16 protein-coding genes are annotated in these 17,143 nt (G+C 38.6%); 2 read left to right on the top strand and 14 right to left on the bottom strand.

The features are described 5' to 3' along the window. Positions 1-15: 15 nt before the first annotated feature. The 7 genes from JOD29_RS03560 to JOD29_RS03530 form a co-directional block, all read right to left on the bottom strand. Entirely contained in the window at positions 16-315 is a 300-nt protein-coding gene (locus JOD29_RS03560) for a hypothetical protein (RefSeq protein ID WP_124766567.1), read from the bottom strand. Positions 316-490: 175 nt separating this feature from the next. Continuing rightward, on the bottom strand, positions 491-871 hold the full coding sequence (locus JOD29_RS03555) for a hypothetical protein (protein WP_124766568.1): 381 nt from the start codon (positions 869-871) through the stop codon (positions 491-493). A 164-nt stretch (positions 872-1,035) separates the two neighbouring features. Then, positions 1,036-2,211, bottom strand: coding sequence for an amidohydrolase (locus tag JOD29_RS03550; protein WP_124766569.1), 1,176 nt, complete (start codon positions 2,209-2,211; stop codon positions 1,036-1,038). 102 nt (positions 2,212-2,313) lie between these two features. Continuing rightward, positions 2,314-3,504, bottom strand: coding sequence for a hypothetical protein (locus tag JOD29_RS03545; RefSeq protein ID WP_124766570.1), 1,191 nt, complete (start codon positions 3,502-3,504; stop codon positions 2,314-2,316). A 565-nt stretch (positions 3,505-4,069) separates the two neighbouring features. Then, the gene (locus JOD29_RS03540) at positions 4,070-4,861 is read right to left on the bottom strand and encodes a putative hydro-lyase (protein ID WP_124766571.1); all 792 of its coding nucleotides are present in this window, start codon (positions 4,859-4,861) and stop codon (positions 4,070-4,072) included. A 39-nt stretch (positions 4,862-4,900) separates the two neighbouring features. Next, the gene (locus tag JOD29_RS03535; RefSeq protein WP_420844539.1) at positions 4,901-6,043 is read right to left on the bottom strand and encodes an NRAMP family divalent metal transporter; all 1,143 of its coding nucleotides are present in this window, start codon (positions 6,041-6,043) and stop codon (positions 4,901-4,903) included. A gap of 116 nt (positions 6,044-6,159) precedes the next feature. Next, the gene (locus JOD29_RS03530) at positions 6,160-6,924 is read right to left on the bottom strand and encodes a LamB/YcsF family protein (protein WP_124766573.1); all 765 of its coding nucleotides are present in this window, start codon (positions 6,922-6,924) and stop codon (positions 6,160-6,162) included. A 247-nt stretch (positions 6,925-7,171) separates the two neighbouring features. On the opposite strand from JOD29_RS03530, the gene pxpB reads away from it, so the two are divergent. Together pxpB and JOD29_RS03520 are read left to right on the top strand one after the other, a co-directional pair. Continuing rightward, positions 7,172-7,912 (top strand): 5-oxoprolinase subunit PxpB, encoded by a 741-nt coding sequence (pxpB, locus tag JOD29_RS03525; RefSeq protein ID WP_124766574.1) that lies wholly within the window; start codon positions 7,172-7,174, stop codon positions 7,910-7,912. Next, positions 7,903-8,901 carry a 5-oxoprolinase subunit C family protein gene (locus JOD29_RS03520; RefSeq protein WP_124766575.1) on the top strand — a complete coding sequence of 333 codons (999 nt, stop codon included), beginning with the start codon at positions 7,903-7,905 and terminating at the stop codon, positions 8,899-8,901. Before pxpB ends, JOD29_RS03520 begins: the two co-directional genes overlap by 10 nt. A gap of 732 nt (positions 8,902-9,633) precedes the next feature. Here the strand turns inward: JOD29_RS03520 and JOD29_RS03515 are convergent. The 7 genes from JOD29_RS03515 to JOD29_RS03485 all read right to left on the bottom strand — a co-directional run bounded on the left by JOD29_RS03515 (position 9,634) and on the right by JOD29_RS03485 (position 17,137). Beyond that, complete coding sequence (locus JOD29_RS03515; protein ID WP_124761359.1) at positions 9,634-10,392, bottom strand: IclR family transcriptional regulator; 759 nt, start codon at positions 10,390-10,392, stop codon at positions 9,634-9,636. Between the two features lie 538 nt (positions 10,393-10,930). Next, a complete protein-coding gene (locus tag JOD29_RS03510; protein WP_124761361.1) occupies positions 10,931-12,640 on the bottom strand; it encodes an acetolactate synthase catalytic subunit in 1,710 nt (569 codons plus the stop codon). 80 nt (positions 12,641-12,720) lie between these two features. Beyond that, positions 12,721-13,497 (bottom strand): enoyl-CoA hydratase/isomerase family protein, encoded by a 777-nt coding sequence (locus JOD29_RS03505; RefSeq protein WP_124761363.1) that lies wholly within the window; start codon positions 13,495-13,497, stop codon positions 12,721-12,723. A gap of 44 nt (positions 13,498-13,541) precedes the next feature. Continuing rightward, complete coding sequence (locus JOD29_RS03500; protein ID WP_124761365.1) at positions 13,542-14,303, bottom strand: SDR family NAD(P)-dependent oxidoreductase; 762 nt, start codon at positions 14,301-14,303, stop codon at positions 13,542-13,544. Between the two features lie 20 nt (positions 14,304-14,323). After that, positions 14,324-15,085, bottom strand: coding sequence for an SDR family NAD(P)-dependent oxidoreductase (locus tag JOD29_RS03495; protein ID WP_124761367.1), 762 nt, complete (start codon positions 15,083-15,085; stop codon positions 14,324-14,326). A gap of 25 nt (positions 15,086-15,110) precedes the next feature. Then, positions 15,111-16,292 carry an acyl-CoA dehydrogenase family protein gene (locus tag JOD29_RS03490; protein WP_124761369.1) on the bottom strand — a complete coding sequence of 394 codons (1,182 nt, stop codon included), beginning with the start codon at positions 16,290-16,292 and terminating at the stop codon, positions 15,111-15,113. Between the two features lie 5 nt (positions 16,293-16,297). Further along, entirely contained in the window at positions 16,298-17,137 is an 840-nt protein-coding gene (locus JOD29_RS03485; RefSeq protein ID WP_205101621.1) for an enoyl-CoA hydratase, read from the bottom strand. Positions 17,138-17,143 lie beyond the last annotated feature (6 nt).

Below are 17,143 nucleotides of genomic sequence, written 5' to 3'. Positions count from 1 at the left end.
GTCTTTTATTAAAAGTTATGAAAATATCTCTACTAACACCAAGTACGCAATACAAAAAATATCCGCTGGGATCCATAAGAGTGTTCCTAGCTTCCAATTTACTTGTAAAAATGCAGTTATTAGTGAGTTTTTTAGTGCTAACTTTGCATCATTTCTTTGTTCTGCATCATCTTTCGGTACCTCTTCTAGATTATTTTCAACTTCCGGTTTTACCTGAGTCATACCGGGACTAGGATCTTCAGGTATCACTTTCGATAAGTTAGGATTTTCATAGTCAGCCTCTAAAAAAGCATATTGAGGATTAACGATCGACAAAATTACACTCCTTTGTATAATTTTTCAGATCCTGCATTGAGCAAATAAAACAGCACTATTTAACTATTTAGTTATTATATTCGTCGAGTATTAACGACATAACTCAACAAGATACGCTATTTCGTATTAACTTACTGAACGTGATGAATACCTGTTTTGAAAAAAGTTTCATTGTTTAAGATCTACTCAAAGCTACACACATCTCGTATATGTATTTTCGCGTTTCTTCATCAAAACTTGTAAATTTATGAGTAATAACGGTTTTAAGGATTTTGCTGTACGGAGGATATTCATTTTCTAATTGCTCTTTCCACGATTCCGGAATGTTTAATCGATTGAATCGTAAATTTACTACGCTTGGTGGTTTCTTTTCAAAGTCCTTGCTACCTTCGTATTGGATGGCACCAATTGGCTTTTCTATCCCATCCATAAAGACTTGCTTTGTTTGATAAGTCCCCTCACTTCTTAATTCAAACCCTACTTTAAGAAGAGTTCGACTTATATACTTAAAAAGTTCAGTTACCTCTACAGCCTCAACTACGTTTGGATGTATCATTATTTATTTCTCTCCTTAATTCGTACTTAAATGGATTTCCAATATATAACGGTCATAAACTCTTAAAAATATCAATTCTATTAGTTATTAAAATTTTACTACATATGTTTTTCAAAGCAACAAGAGAAAGAGACCACCCCAAAAGGTTGATCTCTTCAAAAATCTTACTTATTTAAATAAGCCCATGCATATTGTGCGTATAATTCAGCACCAGTTACAAGTGCATCTTCGTCAACGTTGAATTTACCGTGGTGGTGGGCCCATTCTGTGTCTTTGTCCGGGTTACCTGAGCCGACGAGTGCAAAACTTCCTGGGACTTCATCCAAATAGAAGCTGAAGTCTTCTCCTCCCATTGTTGGTTTTTCATAGTAATTTGCATCCTCACCGAAAGCTTCTGTTGTTACTTGTTGAACCAATTTTGCACTTTCTTCTTCGTTAATGACAGCTTGTGTACCACGAATGTATTCTACATTTGCAGTAGCTCCATATATACTTGCCACATTCTCCGCATAAACTTGAAGTTGTTTTTCGATATGATTACGTGTTGCAGCATCAAAACATCGAACTGTCCCTTCGATTTCTGCATTTTCTGCGATGACGTTAAAGCGTGTACCTACGATCATTTTCCCAACCGTTAGTACTGCTGGTTGCAGTGGATCAATTGTTCTTGAAACGACTGATTGTACGTTCATGACGAATGAAGACGCGATGACCGCGGCATCAATTGTATCGTGAGGCATTGCTCCATGACCGCCTCTTCCTTTAAACGTTACCTTAAAAATATCTGCGGAAGCGAAAGATGCACCAGGGTAACAGGATACTTTATTTGTTGGCATTTGTGACCAAATGTGAATACCGAATACATTGTCCACACCTTCAACCGCGCCTTGTTCTACCATTGCTTTTGCACCCGTCGCAGCTTCCTCTGCAGGTTGGAAAATCAATCGAACATTCCCTGGTAGCTCATCCTTGATTTCATTTAGTACTTTTGATGCAATCAATAGCATTGCAGTATGTGCATCGTGACCACATGCATGCATTTTTCCTTTTTCCTTGGATGTATAAGGAAGGTCTATGTTTAGCTCTTCAACTGGAAGTGCGTCCATATCGGCACGTAACGCAACCGTTTCTCCTGCTTTGCCGCCTTTAATTTCAGCGATAACCCCAGTTGGCTCTGTTTTACGATGTTCAATCCCTAATTCATTTAAATAGGATGAAACAAAAGCAGTTGTTTCGTATTCTTCCCATGATAATTCTGGTTCACTATGCAATTTTCGACGAATGGCTGTTAATTCATCGCTATATTGTTGAATGCCTTCTTTTATTTTTTCATTGATCATTTGAATCAACCTCCACTACTTTCTATTAAAATCGACTATCTGCCATAGAATCTCACAATCTACAAAGTCATTTATCCGATTAGATAGCCCGAGAAAAATTAGTTATAAGAATGTTACGAAAATTCCAGCTAGAATAACAGAAACAATTGTAACGGAGATGAATCCCCCAACTAGCATCGGCGGTAACATATGCTCTGTTAATGCTGCTCGTTCTTTTTCATCGGTTGTTAAAGCTTTAATAACCTCGTTTGTAATTACGTAGTCTGCTGGGAAACCGTATAATGCAGTTAATGACACTGCAAACGCTAAGTTTTTGCTCACTTTCAGTAATTTCCCTGCAACCAATGAGAAAATGTACATTCCGATGACCCCTAAGATTATACAAACAACAAGTGGTGTAATAATCTCCAACATCATACTAGGCGTTGCATTTTTTAAACCATCGAATATGAAAAGCATTAATCCCATAATGGCAAAACCAAATCCATTCGCTTTTTGTAAAGCATGCGTCTCTAAGAAACCGATACTTTTTGCAATAACCCCAAATACTAAACAAAGAACAAGTCCATTAATTTCAACCACTGGTGCTAAGGCTACAGATGTTAAGTACGCTAAGCAACCTACAATCGCGATTTTCAAGAATTTAAAGTATTCCGTATTATACTTTTCGGGCACTTGGAAGATTTTAAGCCCTTTTTTAGAATCAGTCGTTTCTTCTTGAACTTGAGCTTTAGAACTAACAGCTAATTCACCGTTACGGTACTGTTGTAAAAGACGCTTTCCTTCACGCTTTAACACAATTGATGTAATTGGATATCCAGCGAATCCTTGCATCACATAAATAACAATCGCAAAAACAGATAATGAAGTTAGACCTGCCTGTGCAGCACCTTCAGACATAATTAACGCTGACACAAGCCCCCCAACTAATGGAGGTATTGCAACAATGACTGTATTCATATCAAAAATAAGTGACCCAATACCAAATAGAATTACAATGATCCCTAAAATCCCTGATAAAGCAATGACAATTGTCTTCCATTGAGCCATTAATTCTTTCAATGAAAGAAGAGTACCCATATTAACAATTAATAGATACATAAGTAATGTAGCGACAACACTCGGAACTCCTGCTATTGCGACAATATCTGTCGGAAAAAAAGTCCAGAATCCAAAAAGGAATAATACTGCACACACGAAGACGGAAGGAACCCACGCTTTCGTTCGAATTGAAACAAAATCACCAATGTATAAGATTAATAGTAATATAACGATTGCGACCATCTGTGTCATAACTTAAAACCTCTCTTTCTAAATTATCAAAATATTATTTCAATTAAGTTTCTTCATAATATCACAAAACTATCAAAATTGTATACAATTATTTTTATAGTCATAATTCTTTCACATTATTAACATTTTCTTCTTTTTAAATCAAAATATTAATATTTTCAAATCGTTAATTATTATTAAAAGGATAATATTATTGTTGTTTTCCTATAACTTTAGTAGTCTTTAAAACAAGCGATTTAGCATAAAAAAAAAGAGAATAAATCAAAAATGTTGATTCATTCTCCTACTTATTAGGCTATCTAAAATGGTAGTAAAGCAATTAGAAACACCTCTATACGCTTAGTGGAATTTTTATTATGATATTTTTAAACTTAAACCACAAATCCACCTGTGCGAACTGAAGGACTGATTTTTGAACAGTTAGTTTTTATTTTCTTTTTGCAGTTTTTTCTCTTTCTCTATTAAACATAAAAACCCCACAAATTATAATTTGCGGAGTTTAAATGCTAGATCTACTTATCGATTAGAACGTAAAGATGTTCGAGTTAAATCAATCAGCTTTCTCTTAAAGTACACTCAAACTAGTTTCCTTAATATCTGTAATTAACATATGCCCAGGCGCATGGGTAATCATAATGGATGGCTTGCTTTCCATTGCAACGGCTTGAGGTGTTACACCACATGCCCAAAATACAGGTATTTCTCCTGGCTTGATCGTTACAGCATCACCGAAGTCTGGTTTTGAAATATCTGTAATCCCGATTTGTTCAGGATTGCCGATATGAATTGGCGCACCGTGTACGTTTGGAAAACGCGATGTAATTTGAATCGCACGAATGGCATCCTCTGCTGTCATCGGACGCATACTTACAACAGTTGGCCCTTCAAATACACCTGCTTTTTCGCAAGGGATATTTGTTTTATACATTGGAACATTACAATTTTCTTCAATATGGCGAATCGGAATATCTGCTTCAAGAAGTGGCGTTTCAAATGTAAAACTACATCCGATTAAAAATGCGACCATATCATCTTCCCAATAATCCGTAATATCTAACACTTCTTCTGTAAAAATGCCGTCTCGATAAATGCGGTATTTTGGTACGTCTTTTCGAATATCTCCACTTTTTGCAATTCTTGCAGGAATAAACGATCCTGGTTCAGTCACGTCTAATATTGGACATGGCTTTGGATTCCGCTGACAAAATAGTAGAAAATCGAATGCATGCTCTTTCTTTAAAATAGCTAAATTTGCTTGCGTATAGCCAATTGACATACCCGCTGTAGGTCCAGTTATTTCTTGTTTTCGAATCATTTGACGAATTTCATTTGGTTCAATTGTTCCATATACTGTCATCAAATTCCCTCCCAGTTTAAGTACAAATCATATTTATCATTAGGCAAATAATTGTGGCAGTTGTTGAATCAACGTAATCACACTCATAATACTCATGATGATTACAACAAGAACGCCAGTAATCGTTAACCAAAGTGGATGCTTATATGACCCAACAATTTCTTTTTTATATGCCGCAACAAGTAATGTACCTAAAGCTACCGGTAAAATTAAGGCATTTAATGCTCCCACTAAAAGCAATACGTTTACTGGTTTACCAACAAAGACAAATGTAATTGTTGACACTACGATAAAGGCAATAATAATCCAATTGTGATACTTTTCGATAGAAGGATGGAATGAACGAATAAACGATACAGATGTATAGGCAGCCCCAACAACAGACGTAATAGCTGCAGCCCACATGATGACACCAAACATACGGAAACCAATATCCCCAGCAGCTAATTGGAAAACAGAAGCTGGTGGGTTAGCTGGATCAATCGCTAAACCTTGAGTAACTACACCAAGTACTGCTAAAAACAATGCAATACGCATGATACCCGTAACAACAATTCCCATGACAGAGCTTTTTGTTACTTCTGGCAAATACTCTACCCCTTTAATACCTGCATCTAAAAGACGGTGGCCACCTGCGAAAGTTATGTATCCTCCAACAGTCCCTCCTACTAATGTTACGATCGCAAACCAACTAATTTGTTCAGGGGCAAATGTGTTAACGATTGCATCCCCAACAGGTGGTGACGTTTTAATTGCAACAAACATCATCAGTAAAATCATGACCCCACCAGCAGCTTGCGCAACTTTATCCATCGCTTTTCCGGCTTCTTTAATAACGAAAATAAAGATTGCAAATAATGCACTTATAACTGCGCCAACAATCGGATCTAATCCTAGCATGGCATTTAGTCCGAGACCTGCACCTGCAACGTTCCCTATGTTAAAGGCTAATCCTCCAATTACGATCATAACAGCAAGTACTACACCTAAGCCTGGTAATACTTTATTAGCAATTTCTTGACCTCGTAATCCAGAAACTGCAATGATTCGCCAAACATTCAGTTGCGCAACGATATCTAAAAGCAGTGAAATTAAAATAACAAATGCAAAGCTTGCTGCTAATTGTTGCGTAAATACCGTTGTTTGTGTTAAAAATCCTGGTCCAATCGCTGAGGTTGCCATTAAGAATGCTGCCCCTAACAACACACTTTTACTTGTCGTCTTCTTAACGAATTGACTTTTTTGGCTTTTAGCTGCTTTTACTACATCTTCATTGATTTTACTAGCTCCCATTTGTTTTACCCCTCTCTAATTGAACGAACTGCAATTTGCTGTTCTGTTAAGACTGCATGAATATACTTTGCAAATTCAACAGCATGTGCTCCATCCCCATGAATACAAACTGAATCTGCCTGTAAAGGTACTTCTATTTGCTGCTGAGACAGCACACGGCCTTCCTTCACCATTTTCACAACTTGCTGTACTGCTTGTTGCGAATCGGTAATTAATGCGTCTGGCTGTTTACGCGATGTTAAGGAACCATCCTGTTGATATGTGCGGTCAGCAAATACTTCATGTGCAGTAGGAAGCCCTATCTTCTCTCCCGCTTTCGTTAATTCACTACCAGCAAGTCCAAACAGCACAAGTTGCGGAGAAATATCATAAACCGCTTGCGCAATGGCCTCCGCAAGTCCTTGATTTTTAGCAGCCATATTATAAAGGGCTCCATGTGGCTTTACGTGTTGCATCGTTTCATTAAAAGTAGTTAAAAACCCTTGTAACGCCCCTACTTGATAAACGACCATATCATAAGCTTCTTGCGGAGTAATGTTCATTTCTCTACGTCCAAAACCATTTAAATCCGGTAATCCTGGATGCGCTCCAATTTTTACTCCATTTTGAATGGCAAGCTGAATGGTTTCTCTCATAACAGTTGGATCCCCAGCGTGAAACCCACAAGCTATATTGGCAGAGGTAACATATTTTAAGATTTCCTCTTGCTCCCCTAAACGGTAACGGCCAAAACTTTCCCCTAAATCACAATTTATATCTACTCGAAACATTTTCTTACCCCCTAAACTACCATCTCTCTAGTACCGCATTTCGGAACTTAAGTTTCTAAATTTAAAAACATTGTAGCACAGATTATTTTTGTCGAAAAGATAGATTTTAAAATTTTGAGAAAATTGTATAATATTTTTTATTTTCAATTAAAACCATCTTGTTTTTGAAAATTGTTAATTTATAATATTAATAATCCATTTTTTAAAACTTATGTACCGAATTTCGAAACAACAGGAGGTGGCTTTCATGTTTACTTTAAAAGAAGATGTACAGATCAGACCTCTAGGTGACGCTGCACTCGTACTTCAAGTTGGGCACGGAATAGATGAGGCAATACATAAAAGAGTAAAACTAATAATGAATCTCTTAGAATCACATCCATTCGAAGGATTAATAGAAACAGTTCCAGCCTATAATAGTGTGACGATTTATTACAATCCTGTAGATGTTTACTTTTCTAATAGAAAAAAGGACAATAAAATCCCCTTTGAGATTGTAAAAAATTGCATTTTAGAATTACTAACCAAATCCGTTTCGGTTGAATCGACAAAGGAACGCATTGTAAAAATCCCTGTTGTCTATGGAGGTGACATGGGACCAGACTTAGAATATGTTGCATCATATCACGGTTTAACACCTAGTGAAGTGATTGAGCTACATTCAAGTGGTGACTATCTCGTATTCATGCTGGGCTTTGCTCCTGGCTTTCCTTTTATGGGTGGCTTGAATCAACAAATTGCCACGCCTAGAAAAGATACTCCGCGATTAGCAATTCCACCAGGATCTGTCGGCATTGCGGGAAGTCAAACAGGAATTTATCCTTTAGAGACGCCAGGTGGATGGCAAATTATCGGACGAACACCACAAAGTCTATTTTTACCTAATCAAACTCCTCCAACCTTATTACAACCAGGCGATCGCATTCGATTTTATCCGATTACGATGGAAGAATATAATCATCACTTGGAGGTGGCAACATGGGCATAAAAGTTCTTCAACCAGGAATGCTGACAACCATTCAAGATTTAGGAAGATATGGTGTGCAAAAGTTTGGTGTCATCGTAGGCGGTGCTATGGACCCTATCTCTTTACGAATAGCGAATATTCTTGTAGGGAATTCACATGATGAAGGTGGACTAGAAGTTACCCTTTTTGGGACTACTCTTTTATTTGAAAGTGATGAATTGATTGCTATTACAGGAGGCAATTTAAGACCTACTCTAGATGGAGAAGAAGTGCCAATGTGGCGTCCACTGCTAGTTCAGAAAGGGTCTGTTTTAAAATTCCATGCTGCTGTTAGTGGCTGTCGCGCTTATGTATCCTTTAGTGGTGGCATTCAAGTACCAGAAGTGATGAATAGCAAAAGCACCTACTTACGAGCTGGCATTGGCGGCTTTCATGGGAGAAAGTTACAAAAAAAAGATGTGTTTGAATGTGGAGTGCGTTCTGCTGTAGGTGAAGAACTTTTTCAACAGCTACAAACGGAATCTATTTACTTTCCTTGGTTTGTCAATTACACATCCTTTGTTAATCTTCAAAAAACGAAAACGATTCGGATCATTAGAGGCTCTGAATATGAGAGGTTCGATGAGGAGAGTATCAAAAACTTCTTGTCCATGCCATACAAAATTACGACCCAAGCTGATCGAATGGGATATCGGTTAGAAGGTGAAGAAATTCAATTAAAAGCGCCGTTTGAGTTATTGTCAGAAGGAGTTACGTATGGAACTATTCAAGTACCTTCTAATGGACAACCGATTATCTTAATGGCTGATCGCCAAACGACAGGCGGTTATCCGAAAATTGGACAGATCATTTCAACAGATTTGCCATTTTTAGCACAAATGCAAGCAACCGATACGATTCATTTCCAAGAAGTGACGTTGGAAGAAGCACAAAAAGCTTTATTACATCAAGAAAAACAATTAAATGAATTAAGAATGGCACTTCGTTTTAGAAGATTGCAATATAAATAAGAAAAGAGGCGCTACACATTAGGCGCCTCTTTTTAATACGTTAGAAAGTAGAGATTTTCGAAAATTTTAAGAGTGTTCAGCTTCAAACTCCGGCGTTCTCCGCTTTTCTTATTGTCTTGCTTCGCGCGTTAGCCGCTCGAGGTCGCTTCACTACTCCTGACGAGGGCAAAAAGCGCCCTCACCAGGTGTAGCTCCAGCGCTTGTCGCAGCTAAACGAACGCGCTTCGCTTTTCTTATTGTCTAGCTGCGGCGGCTACACCCTCGAGGTCACTTCGACAATACCAGCGAAGGCAAAAAGCGCCTTCACCGGTATTGTCTCCAGTGCTTGTCGGGTGTGAACGAGCCGCCTCCGCTTTTCTTATTGTCTAGCTGCGGCGGCTACACCCTCGAGGTCACTTCGACAATACCAGCGAAGGCAAAAAGCGCCTTCACCGGTATTGTCTCCAGTGCTTGTCGGGTGTGAACGAGCCGCCTCCGCTTTTCTTATTGTCTAGCTGCGGCGGCTACACCCTCGAGGTCACTTCGACAATACCAGCGAAGGCAAAAAGCGCCTTCACCGGTATTGTCTCCAGTGCTTGTCGGGTGTGAACGAGCCGCCTCCGCTTTTCTTATTGTCTAGCTTCGCGCGTTAGCCGCTCGAGGTCGCTTCACTACTCCTGTCGAGGGCAAAAAGCGCCCTCACCAGGTGTAGCTCCAGCGCTTGTCGCGGCTAAACGAACGCGCTTCGCTTTTCTATAGTTGTTCATATCCTAATTGTCTGGAAATTTCTGCAGTGGCTTTCTTTAATTTCCGGGCGAAACGATCAACATTTTCTCCTTGATAATTCGCTTCAATTCCTGCAATACTCAATCCTGCCACGACTTCACCTAAATGATTGTAAATTGGTGCAGCCACAGCAGATGTATGATTTTCTAATTCTGAATGGCTAATTGTATAACCTTGTTCCTTTTCCTGCTTAATCTTCACTAATAACTTTTCTCTATCCGTGATCGTTCCATTTGCATAAGATTTTAGTTCTACGGAATCAAGATAATCTTTGACTTCGTGCTCAGGTAAAAACGAAAAGATTGCTCGAGGACAAGCTCCAGCATATAACGGACTTTTTCGACCAACGGCTGTATAAAGCCTCACCTTTTGCTTCTCATCAATTTTTTCAATATAAATCGCTTCTTCGCCATCACGAACAACTAAATTAACCGCTTCTTTAACATCGTTATGTAAGTCTTTCATAATCGGATAAGCAATTTTCCGCACATCTAGTCTGCTTGAAACGAGATGACCAAATTTAAGAAAAAGCATGCCAAGACGGTATTTGGCATCGGGTCCCTTTTCTAAAAACTCCATCTCCTCTAATGATTTCAACATGCGATAAACAGAGGTTTTCGGGATTTCAGATAACTCTATGATTTCTTGAAATGTTAATTCAGTGTGTTCTATGAATAGATTTAAAATGTCCATGGAACGGACAACTGTTTTATTTTTATTTGTCAATTCGGATGTAACTTCCTTTCGATGCGAGTTTCTAGCTAATAATAGTATATATTGTTTTCTTTAAGTATCTATTAACCATTAGCTTACAATATTATGTTAATGGTATCAAATTCTACTTTTTGAATAACCACGTCTAAAGAAAAAGAGCCTGGGACAAAGAGAAACTGATGTTTTTTGCTGTTGATTCTAATAATGAATCTAATAAAGTATCCGGTGAGAGCGGACTAAGAGGCCAACACGACGTTGGTCATGGGAGCGAGACATGCGGACGTGGCGCTTTCGCTCCCCACACAAGCCGCAAAGCCACGTGGTACGTGTCTTTACGACTTGTCTTTGTGCTTTGTGTTAGGTCCGCTCACATAAAATTTATCCTTCTAAACTTTCCGGAAACTGGCGCGGCTTACAGTGGTAGGCCGCGTTTTTTCAAAGAATGGCTAATACTTATTGCTCTCAAACTATAAAGTAGCAATATCTTATTATAGATAATAGTGGCTTTTCTTAAAAATTCTACCTATGTCCCGGCCTCGGGAAACTAATTTTAAATTGAATCAAATGATTGCATAAATGTTAGTGGTGGAATGGAGGAAGCATCTACGCGCAAATCTAATAATACGCTTCCTTTATGTTGAAAAGCTTCTTTAAGTGAACTTTCAACATCACTTATATGATCGATTACCATTCCCCTCATCTCACAAGCCTCAGCAATCTTTACATAATCAATTTTTTTAATATCTATGGCTGAGGTATGTTTTCCCCATTTCGAAAGCTCCGCATGTTTTTGGTATCCGAGTATTCCATTATTAATAACACCAATCACGACATCTATGCCTTCTCGCATACACGTCTCTAACTCACTCCAAACATGTGCAAAACCACCGTCTCCACAAAGACAGAATACTTTTCTCCCCGGTTCGGCGACTTTTGCCCCCATCGCCATTGGTAGCCCCCAGCCTAGACCTGCAATTCCTCTAGGGAATATGAATCTCCGCTTATCTGAGGCATCTATAAAATTCGAAATCCAAATGGAAGAATAGCTAGCATCTGCCACTACAATATGATCTTCCTCCAATTGTTTATTGAGCTCAACAAGAATATGTTCGATGTGTAAGACTTCGTTTTTCTTTTCTAAATAAGATGCCACTTCTTGTGAGTACTGTTGACGAGAATGTTGTATAACCTTTCTTACTTCATCTCTAGGCTCCTGACTAGCCCCTTGTTCTCCTAGAAGTTCATATAATTTTTCCAACGACATTTTAGCATCGCCCGCTAAACGAAGCGAAGGGTAATTTCGCCCAATTTCAGATGGAGAAATATCGAGATGAATGTAAGTGGCCTCATTCGGTAACAACGTCCAACTATCCGTTCCATTTTGATTTGTACGATTACCAATTAATAAAATGACATCCGCTTGTTTTACGTATTCTCTTAAATACTTCGTACGACTACGATTCCCCATATAATAACCGATTGGTCCGAGTGTTAGCGGATGATTTTCATCCACTGCACCTTTTCCCATTGTTGTAGTGGCAATAGGAAGGTTAAACTCATCTTGGATTTTTCGTAAAATATTTTGAGCGCCTGAGGTATTCACCCCTCCACCTGCGTAAATCAATGGTCTTTTTGCTTTACTGATAAAATCTGCAGCTTTTTGCAATTCATCTAAATTGGCACAAGGTCGATCTAATGGATAATGAGAAAAACTTGTTTTAGAAGTTGGGTTTGCTTTGCTTTTTTTCGTTGAATACATAATGTCCTTCGGGAAGAGTAAAACAACAGGCCCCGGTCTTCCACTAGATGCTTCAATAAATGCACGATCAATTAAGGCTTCGATGCGATCAGGATGGCTTACTCTTTTCACCCACTTCGCTACCCCTTTAAACAATTCAAAATGATCCAGCTCTTGGAACGCATTCCGGTCTTCATCACGCAATGGGACATCATCGACAATTGCAACGATTGCATGGGAGGATTTATGCGCCTCTGCCAATCCAGGAACTAGCAAAGCGGCTGCTGGACCATTTTGTGCTCCAACAACTGGAATCTTGCCACTAACCATACCATACCCTTGCGCCATATAGGCCCCAGCATTTTCTTGTCTAAATCCAATTTGTCTGATCCCTAATTCTTCACAAGCAAGCATAATGGTTTGTGGATTACTTTGACCAAAAATTTCTCGCACACCGTTTTTATATAAGGCACGAGCAGCTCTTTCAGCATTCGTGTATTGATTCTCTACGTCTAACGTCATTCAACTACACTCCTTTACAAATTGCTCCTAAAAAAAGTTCGAACTCTCGAATTGAAAGTCGAACTTTTCATTTATTCAGTTTAAATCCCTTTATAACTAGGCTTCCTTTTTTCAAAGAAGGCTTGAATCCCTTCTCGATTGTCTTCTGTTTGAAGTAATAACGATTGAATCACGTTTTCTTGCATCAAACTTGTTTCATTAGAATATTCGTTGGCATGTTCCACCAAATATTTTACAAATTTGTTTGCAAGAGGTGGCGCAGCGACAATAAACTGTGCATATTCAGCAGCATCCGCCACGACGTCACCTGTAGCTACTTTGTTCACTAATCCATGTTTTGAAGCTTCCTCCACTGACACTGGGCGTCCTGAGACAATCCATTCTTTCGCTATTGCAGAAGGAACTCGACCATTCAGACTTCGAATCAATCCAAGGTCTGGAATTAACCCGACATTTGTAAAGCTTGAGATGAAACGTGTATCAGAATGTGCCACTACGAAGTCACATGCAAGTGCTAGACTAAATCCAGCACCAGCAGCAAATCCATGAACTGCTGCAACGACTAATTTATCTAAGTTCTTAATGGTATTTGTAATTTCTGAAGCACTTTGCATGTAGTTTAATAAATCAGCAGTATTTTCTAACGCTTGTAATGTATCAATATCGCCACCTGCAGAAAACGCTTTTCCTTCCCCATATAAAATGATGGCACGAACTTCTGGATTTTTTTCCGCATCACGTAATGCCCCTAACAATTCCTCTACAAGCTCTGTCGCTAAAGAGTTTCGTTTATTTGGACGGTTCATCCCGATATAAGCAATTTGATTTTCAACTTTTACGTTTACATTGTTTCCCATCATTAAACTCCCCTTTTCTATATTAAACCTATCAATCTACTATCTTAATTCATATAAATACCACCATTTACATCAATCGTTGCCCCTGTAATGTAATTTGCCCCTTCTGAACAAAGAAATAAAACGGCAGCTGAAACATCTTGTGGCGTACCACTTTTCCCTAATGGTACTTGTCGTAAAAAATTCTCTGCCACTTGCTCTGTTGCCATCTCTGCCATTTTAGATTCAATACGTCCAGGAGCTACATTGTTTACCGTAATTCCATACTTTCCGTATTCCGAAGCGACAGTCCTTGAAAAGCCGATTAGTGCACTTTTCGTTGCCGCATAATGAGAGCCCGCAATTTTACTTGCTTGTCGACCTGCAACTGAGCTTATATTGACAATCCGACCCCAACCTTTTTCCATCATCATTGGCAATACACCTTTAGTAAAAAGAAACGGTGCTGTAAGATTCACTTTAAGTACCTGTTCCCACTCATTGATTGGAATTGTATGTGTTTCCCGTCGAACCCCATCAACCTTTGGCGAGATCCCCGCGTTATTAACTAATATATCAATCTTTCTTTCTGACTCTCGGAGTTGTGCAAGAAACGACATCACAGCAAAGTCATCTGTCACATCTAATACATAAGATTGAACATTTCGTTTTGAATTTGTTAACAGCTGTTGGGCTTTTGCCAATTCCTCTTCTTCTTTATCAATTAAGAGTACGGTTGCACCTTCCCTAGATAGTTTTGATGCGATGTTAAAACCAATTCCCCGCGCAGCACCTGTAACGATGGCTACTTTGTCGGTTAGCTCCATGTTTTACCACTCCAATTGTGCTATAAAATTGTCCGTCCACCATCTACATAAATAATTTGGCCTGTAATAAAATCTGATAACTTTGATCCTAAGAACAATGCAGTGCCTTGAATGTCGTTTGCCTGTCCTATTTTCCCAAGAGGTGTTGACTCAATTACCGTTTCATAAACTGCAGGATTTACAAAGCGCTCTTTCACTGGACCAGTCTCAAAGTAGCCAGGTCCTATTGCATTGACATTGACGTTATATTGCGAAAATTCTTCTGCCAACGCTTTTGTCATCATATTAATGGCACCTTTATTCATGTTGTAAATAGGATTAGCAAGACCTTTTCTGATCAGTTTTCCAGCTGCAGATGTTATATTGATAATTTTCCCTGACTGTTGTTGTACCATTTGTGCTCCAAAGGTTTGGGCTACAAAAAAAGCTCCTTTTACATTGACTGCGTTCATTTGGTCAAAAAAGCTCTCATCCACTTCAAGAGCTTTTCGTTTCCACACTAGACCAGCATTATTGACAAGTACATCCACACGTGAAAATTCATCGATGACAAATTGTAACGTATCTTTAATTTCAGATAGATTCGTTACGTCCATTTGACGCGCAATCACTTTGCCTCGACATTCTTGTAATCCATCTGCAACGTCCATACATTCATCAAGATTAATACCTGTTATTACGGTGTGGGCACCAGCTTTGGCAAACCCTTCCGCAATCCATCTTCCAAGTCCTGTACCCGCACCTGTAACAACGACAACTTTGCCTTCAAATTCATCATTCAAATGTACACACCTACTTCAAGGTTTTTTATCGAGGCATTTCTAAAATACGTTCGGCAATAATATTTTTTTGAATTTCGGAAGTTCCAGCGTAGATCGTTTCTGCACGTGAATGTAGGAAAATGTTTTGGAATTTCCCATCTAGTAGTCCATCTTCTTCCCAGAAAATACTTAAGTCACGTTGGATTTCCATTGCTAAATCACCAAATCGCTTATGGTATTCACTCCAATAAAGCTTTTGGACAGAAGATTCAAAAGTAATTTTTTGATTATTCATCAATTTATTAACGACCTCATAGCCCATATATTTCATCACTTCAAGTTCACTAAAGGCTTTAGCTATTTTTTGTTGAAAATACGGATTATCTGTTATTGAATTACCATTTTCATCCTTAATTGTTTTTGCTAATTTTACTAAATCCACTAATTCTTTATGGAACTTTGCTTGTTTACCTAATGGATTTGTCCCACGTTCAAAAGATAGTGCTCTCATGGCTACGTTCCAACCATCATTCACTTCACCAAGTACTAGATGTTGATCAAGTTCTACGTCGTCGAAAAAGATTTCGGAGAATTCCTTCTCATTATTCATTTGGACTAGTGTTTTTACCGTAACCCCTTTTAAATTCATTGGCACAAGGAAAAACGTAATACCTTTATGCTTTTTTGCTTGATTGTCAGTTCTAGCTAGTAAAATACAATACTGAGAAAATTGCGCCCAACTCGCCCATATTTTCTGACCATTAATAATCCACTTATCGCCTTTTAATTCGGCTTTTGTGGACAGAGATGCTAAGTCTGAACCTGCGTTTGGTTCGGAAAATCCTTGGCACCAAATCTCATTTCCTGAGACTATTTGCGGTAAAAAACGTCGCTTTTGCTCTTCTGTTCCATATTCTAAAAGCGTGGGTCCTAAAATATTGTTTCCAATGACGTTAAGAGTAGCAGGGGCGTTTACTCTACCACATTCCTCGTTAAAAATGATTTGATATACATTTTCTTTCCCTTGCCCCCCGTATTCCTTTGGCCAAGTAAGACCTGCATACCCCGCCTCATAAACATTCTTCTCCCAAATCTTTTTATTAATAATCATATTTTCGAAGCGATCAGGCGAGTGATCATTTTTTGTCACTTCCGGGATTACTTCATTCAACCAATTTTTTAATCGTTCACGAAATTGTTCTTGTTCAGGAGTAAATAATAGATCCATCTTCCTCACCCCTCCTTGGATACAAATTTGTCATCACGATTTGTAATGAATTCTTTAATACTTTTACTTTCGCGGCGACTTTGTTCAAAGTATGTTTGTGCTTCATCCGACCAATGGGACATAACATGTGTGTCAAAGTGGGCATTCAATGAATTTTCAAATCCTTGCATATCCATCGTACGATTGATGGAGTTTTTAATAATTGAAACGGTAAACGGTGGCATTTTTGAAATATGCTCCGCTAACTGTGTCACTGTATTCTCAAGTTCCTCTAATGGAACGACATGGTTCACCATACCTAATTCATAGGCTCTTTGGGCAGTAATATAATTTCCTGTAAATAGCATTTCCTTCGCAATCCTTGGTGGCAATACCCATGGATGACACAATATTTCTGCTGCTGCAGCTCCCATACGTACAACAGGATCCCCAAACTGTGCATCGTCTGAAGCAACAACTAAATCGCACATATTCGCGATCATAAAACCTGCTGCTAATGCATGGCCTTGGACTTGTGCAATAACTGGTTTTTTTAAACGCCAAGAACGCAGTAATTTATCATAAAAGTAATCTCGTTCGTAATACCATTTTCCTTCAATATTTGGCGGACGATTGATTGCCCCTTCTTCTACGGGATATAGTTTTAAATCATGCCCAGCGCAAAACGTTTTCCCTGCGCCTGATAAAACTACTACGCGAATCTCACTATCTCTTTCTGCATCAACAAAGGCAGTATCCATTTCTTCAATCATTCGACCATTTTGCGCATTACGCTTTTCTGGTCGGTTCATAATAATTCGTGCAATTGGACCTTCTTTTTTATAAATAATCGTTTCAAATTCCATTTTCAT

This window comes from Lysinibacillus composti (assembly GCF_016908465.1).
In the GTDB taxonomy this organism is placed as follows: Bacteria; Bacillota; Bacilli; order Bacillales_A; family Planococcaceae; genus Ureibacillus; species Ureibacillus composti_A.
This window is presented reverse-complemented; position numbering and strand designations above follow the sequence as displayed.

What these genes read in the sequence shown, in the direction of transcription:
- JOD29_RS03555 (WP_124766568.1), bottom strand. Translation starts at nt 871, where the DNA reads ATGATACATCCAAACGTAGTTGAGGCTGTAGAGGTAACTGAACTTTTT.
- JOD29_RS03550 (WP_124766569.1), bottom strand. Translation starts at nt 2,211, where the DNA reads ATGATCAATGAAAAAATAAAAGAAGGCATTCAACAATATAGCGATGAA.
- JOD29_RS03545 (WP_124766570.1), bottom strand. Translation starts at nt 3,504, where the DNA reads ATGACACAGATGGTCGCAATCGTTATATTACTATTAATCTTATACATT.
- JOD29_RS03540 (WP_124766571.1), bottom strand. Translation starts at nt 4,861, where the DNA reads ATGACAGTATATGGAACAATTGAACCAAATGAAATTCGTCAAATGATT.
- JOD29_RS03535 (WP_420844539.1), bottom strand. Translation starts at nt 6,043, where the DNA reads ATGGCAACCTCAGCGATTGGACCAGGATTTTTAACACAAACAACGGTA.
- JOD29_RS03530 (WP_124766573.1), bottom strand. Translation starts at nt 6,924, where the DNA reads ATGTTTCGAGTAGATATAAATTGTGATTTAGGGGAAAGTTTTGGCCGT.
- pxpB (WP_124766574.1), top strand. Translation starts at nt 7,172, where the DNA reads ATGTTTACTTTAAAAGAAGATGTACAGATCAGACCTCTAGGTGACGCT.
- JOD29_RS03520 (WP_124766575.1), top strand. Translation starts at nt 7,903, where the DNA reads ATGGGCATAAAAGTTCTTCAACCAGGAATGCTGACAACCATTCAAGAT.
- JOD29_RS03510 (WP_124761361.1), bottom strand. Translation starts at nt 12,640, where the DNA reads ATGACGTTAGACGTAGAGAATCAATACACGAATGCTGAAAGAGCTGCT.
- JOD29_RS03505 (WP_124761363.1), bottom strand. Translation starts at nt 13,497, where the DNA reads ATGGGAAACAATGTAAACGTAAAAGTTGAAAATCAAATTGCTTATATC.
- JOD29_RS03500 (WP_124761365.1), bottom strand. Translation starts at nt 14,303, where the DNA reads ATGGAGCTAACCGACAAAGTAGCCATCGTTACAGGTGCTGCGCGGGGA.
- JOD29_RS03490 (WP_124761369.1), bottom strand. Translation starts at nt 16,292, where the DNA reads ATGGATCTATTATTTACTCCTGAACAAGAACAATTTCGTGAACGATTA.
- JOD29_RS03485 (WP_205101621.1), bottom strand. Translation starts at nt 17,137, where the DNA reads ATGGAATTTGAAACGATTATTTATAAAAAAGAAGGTCCAATTGCACGA.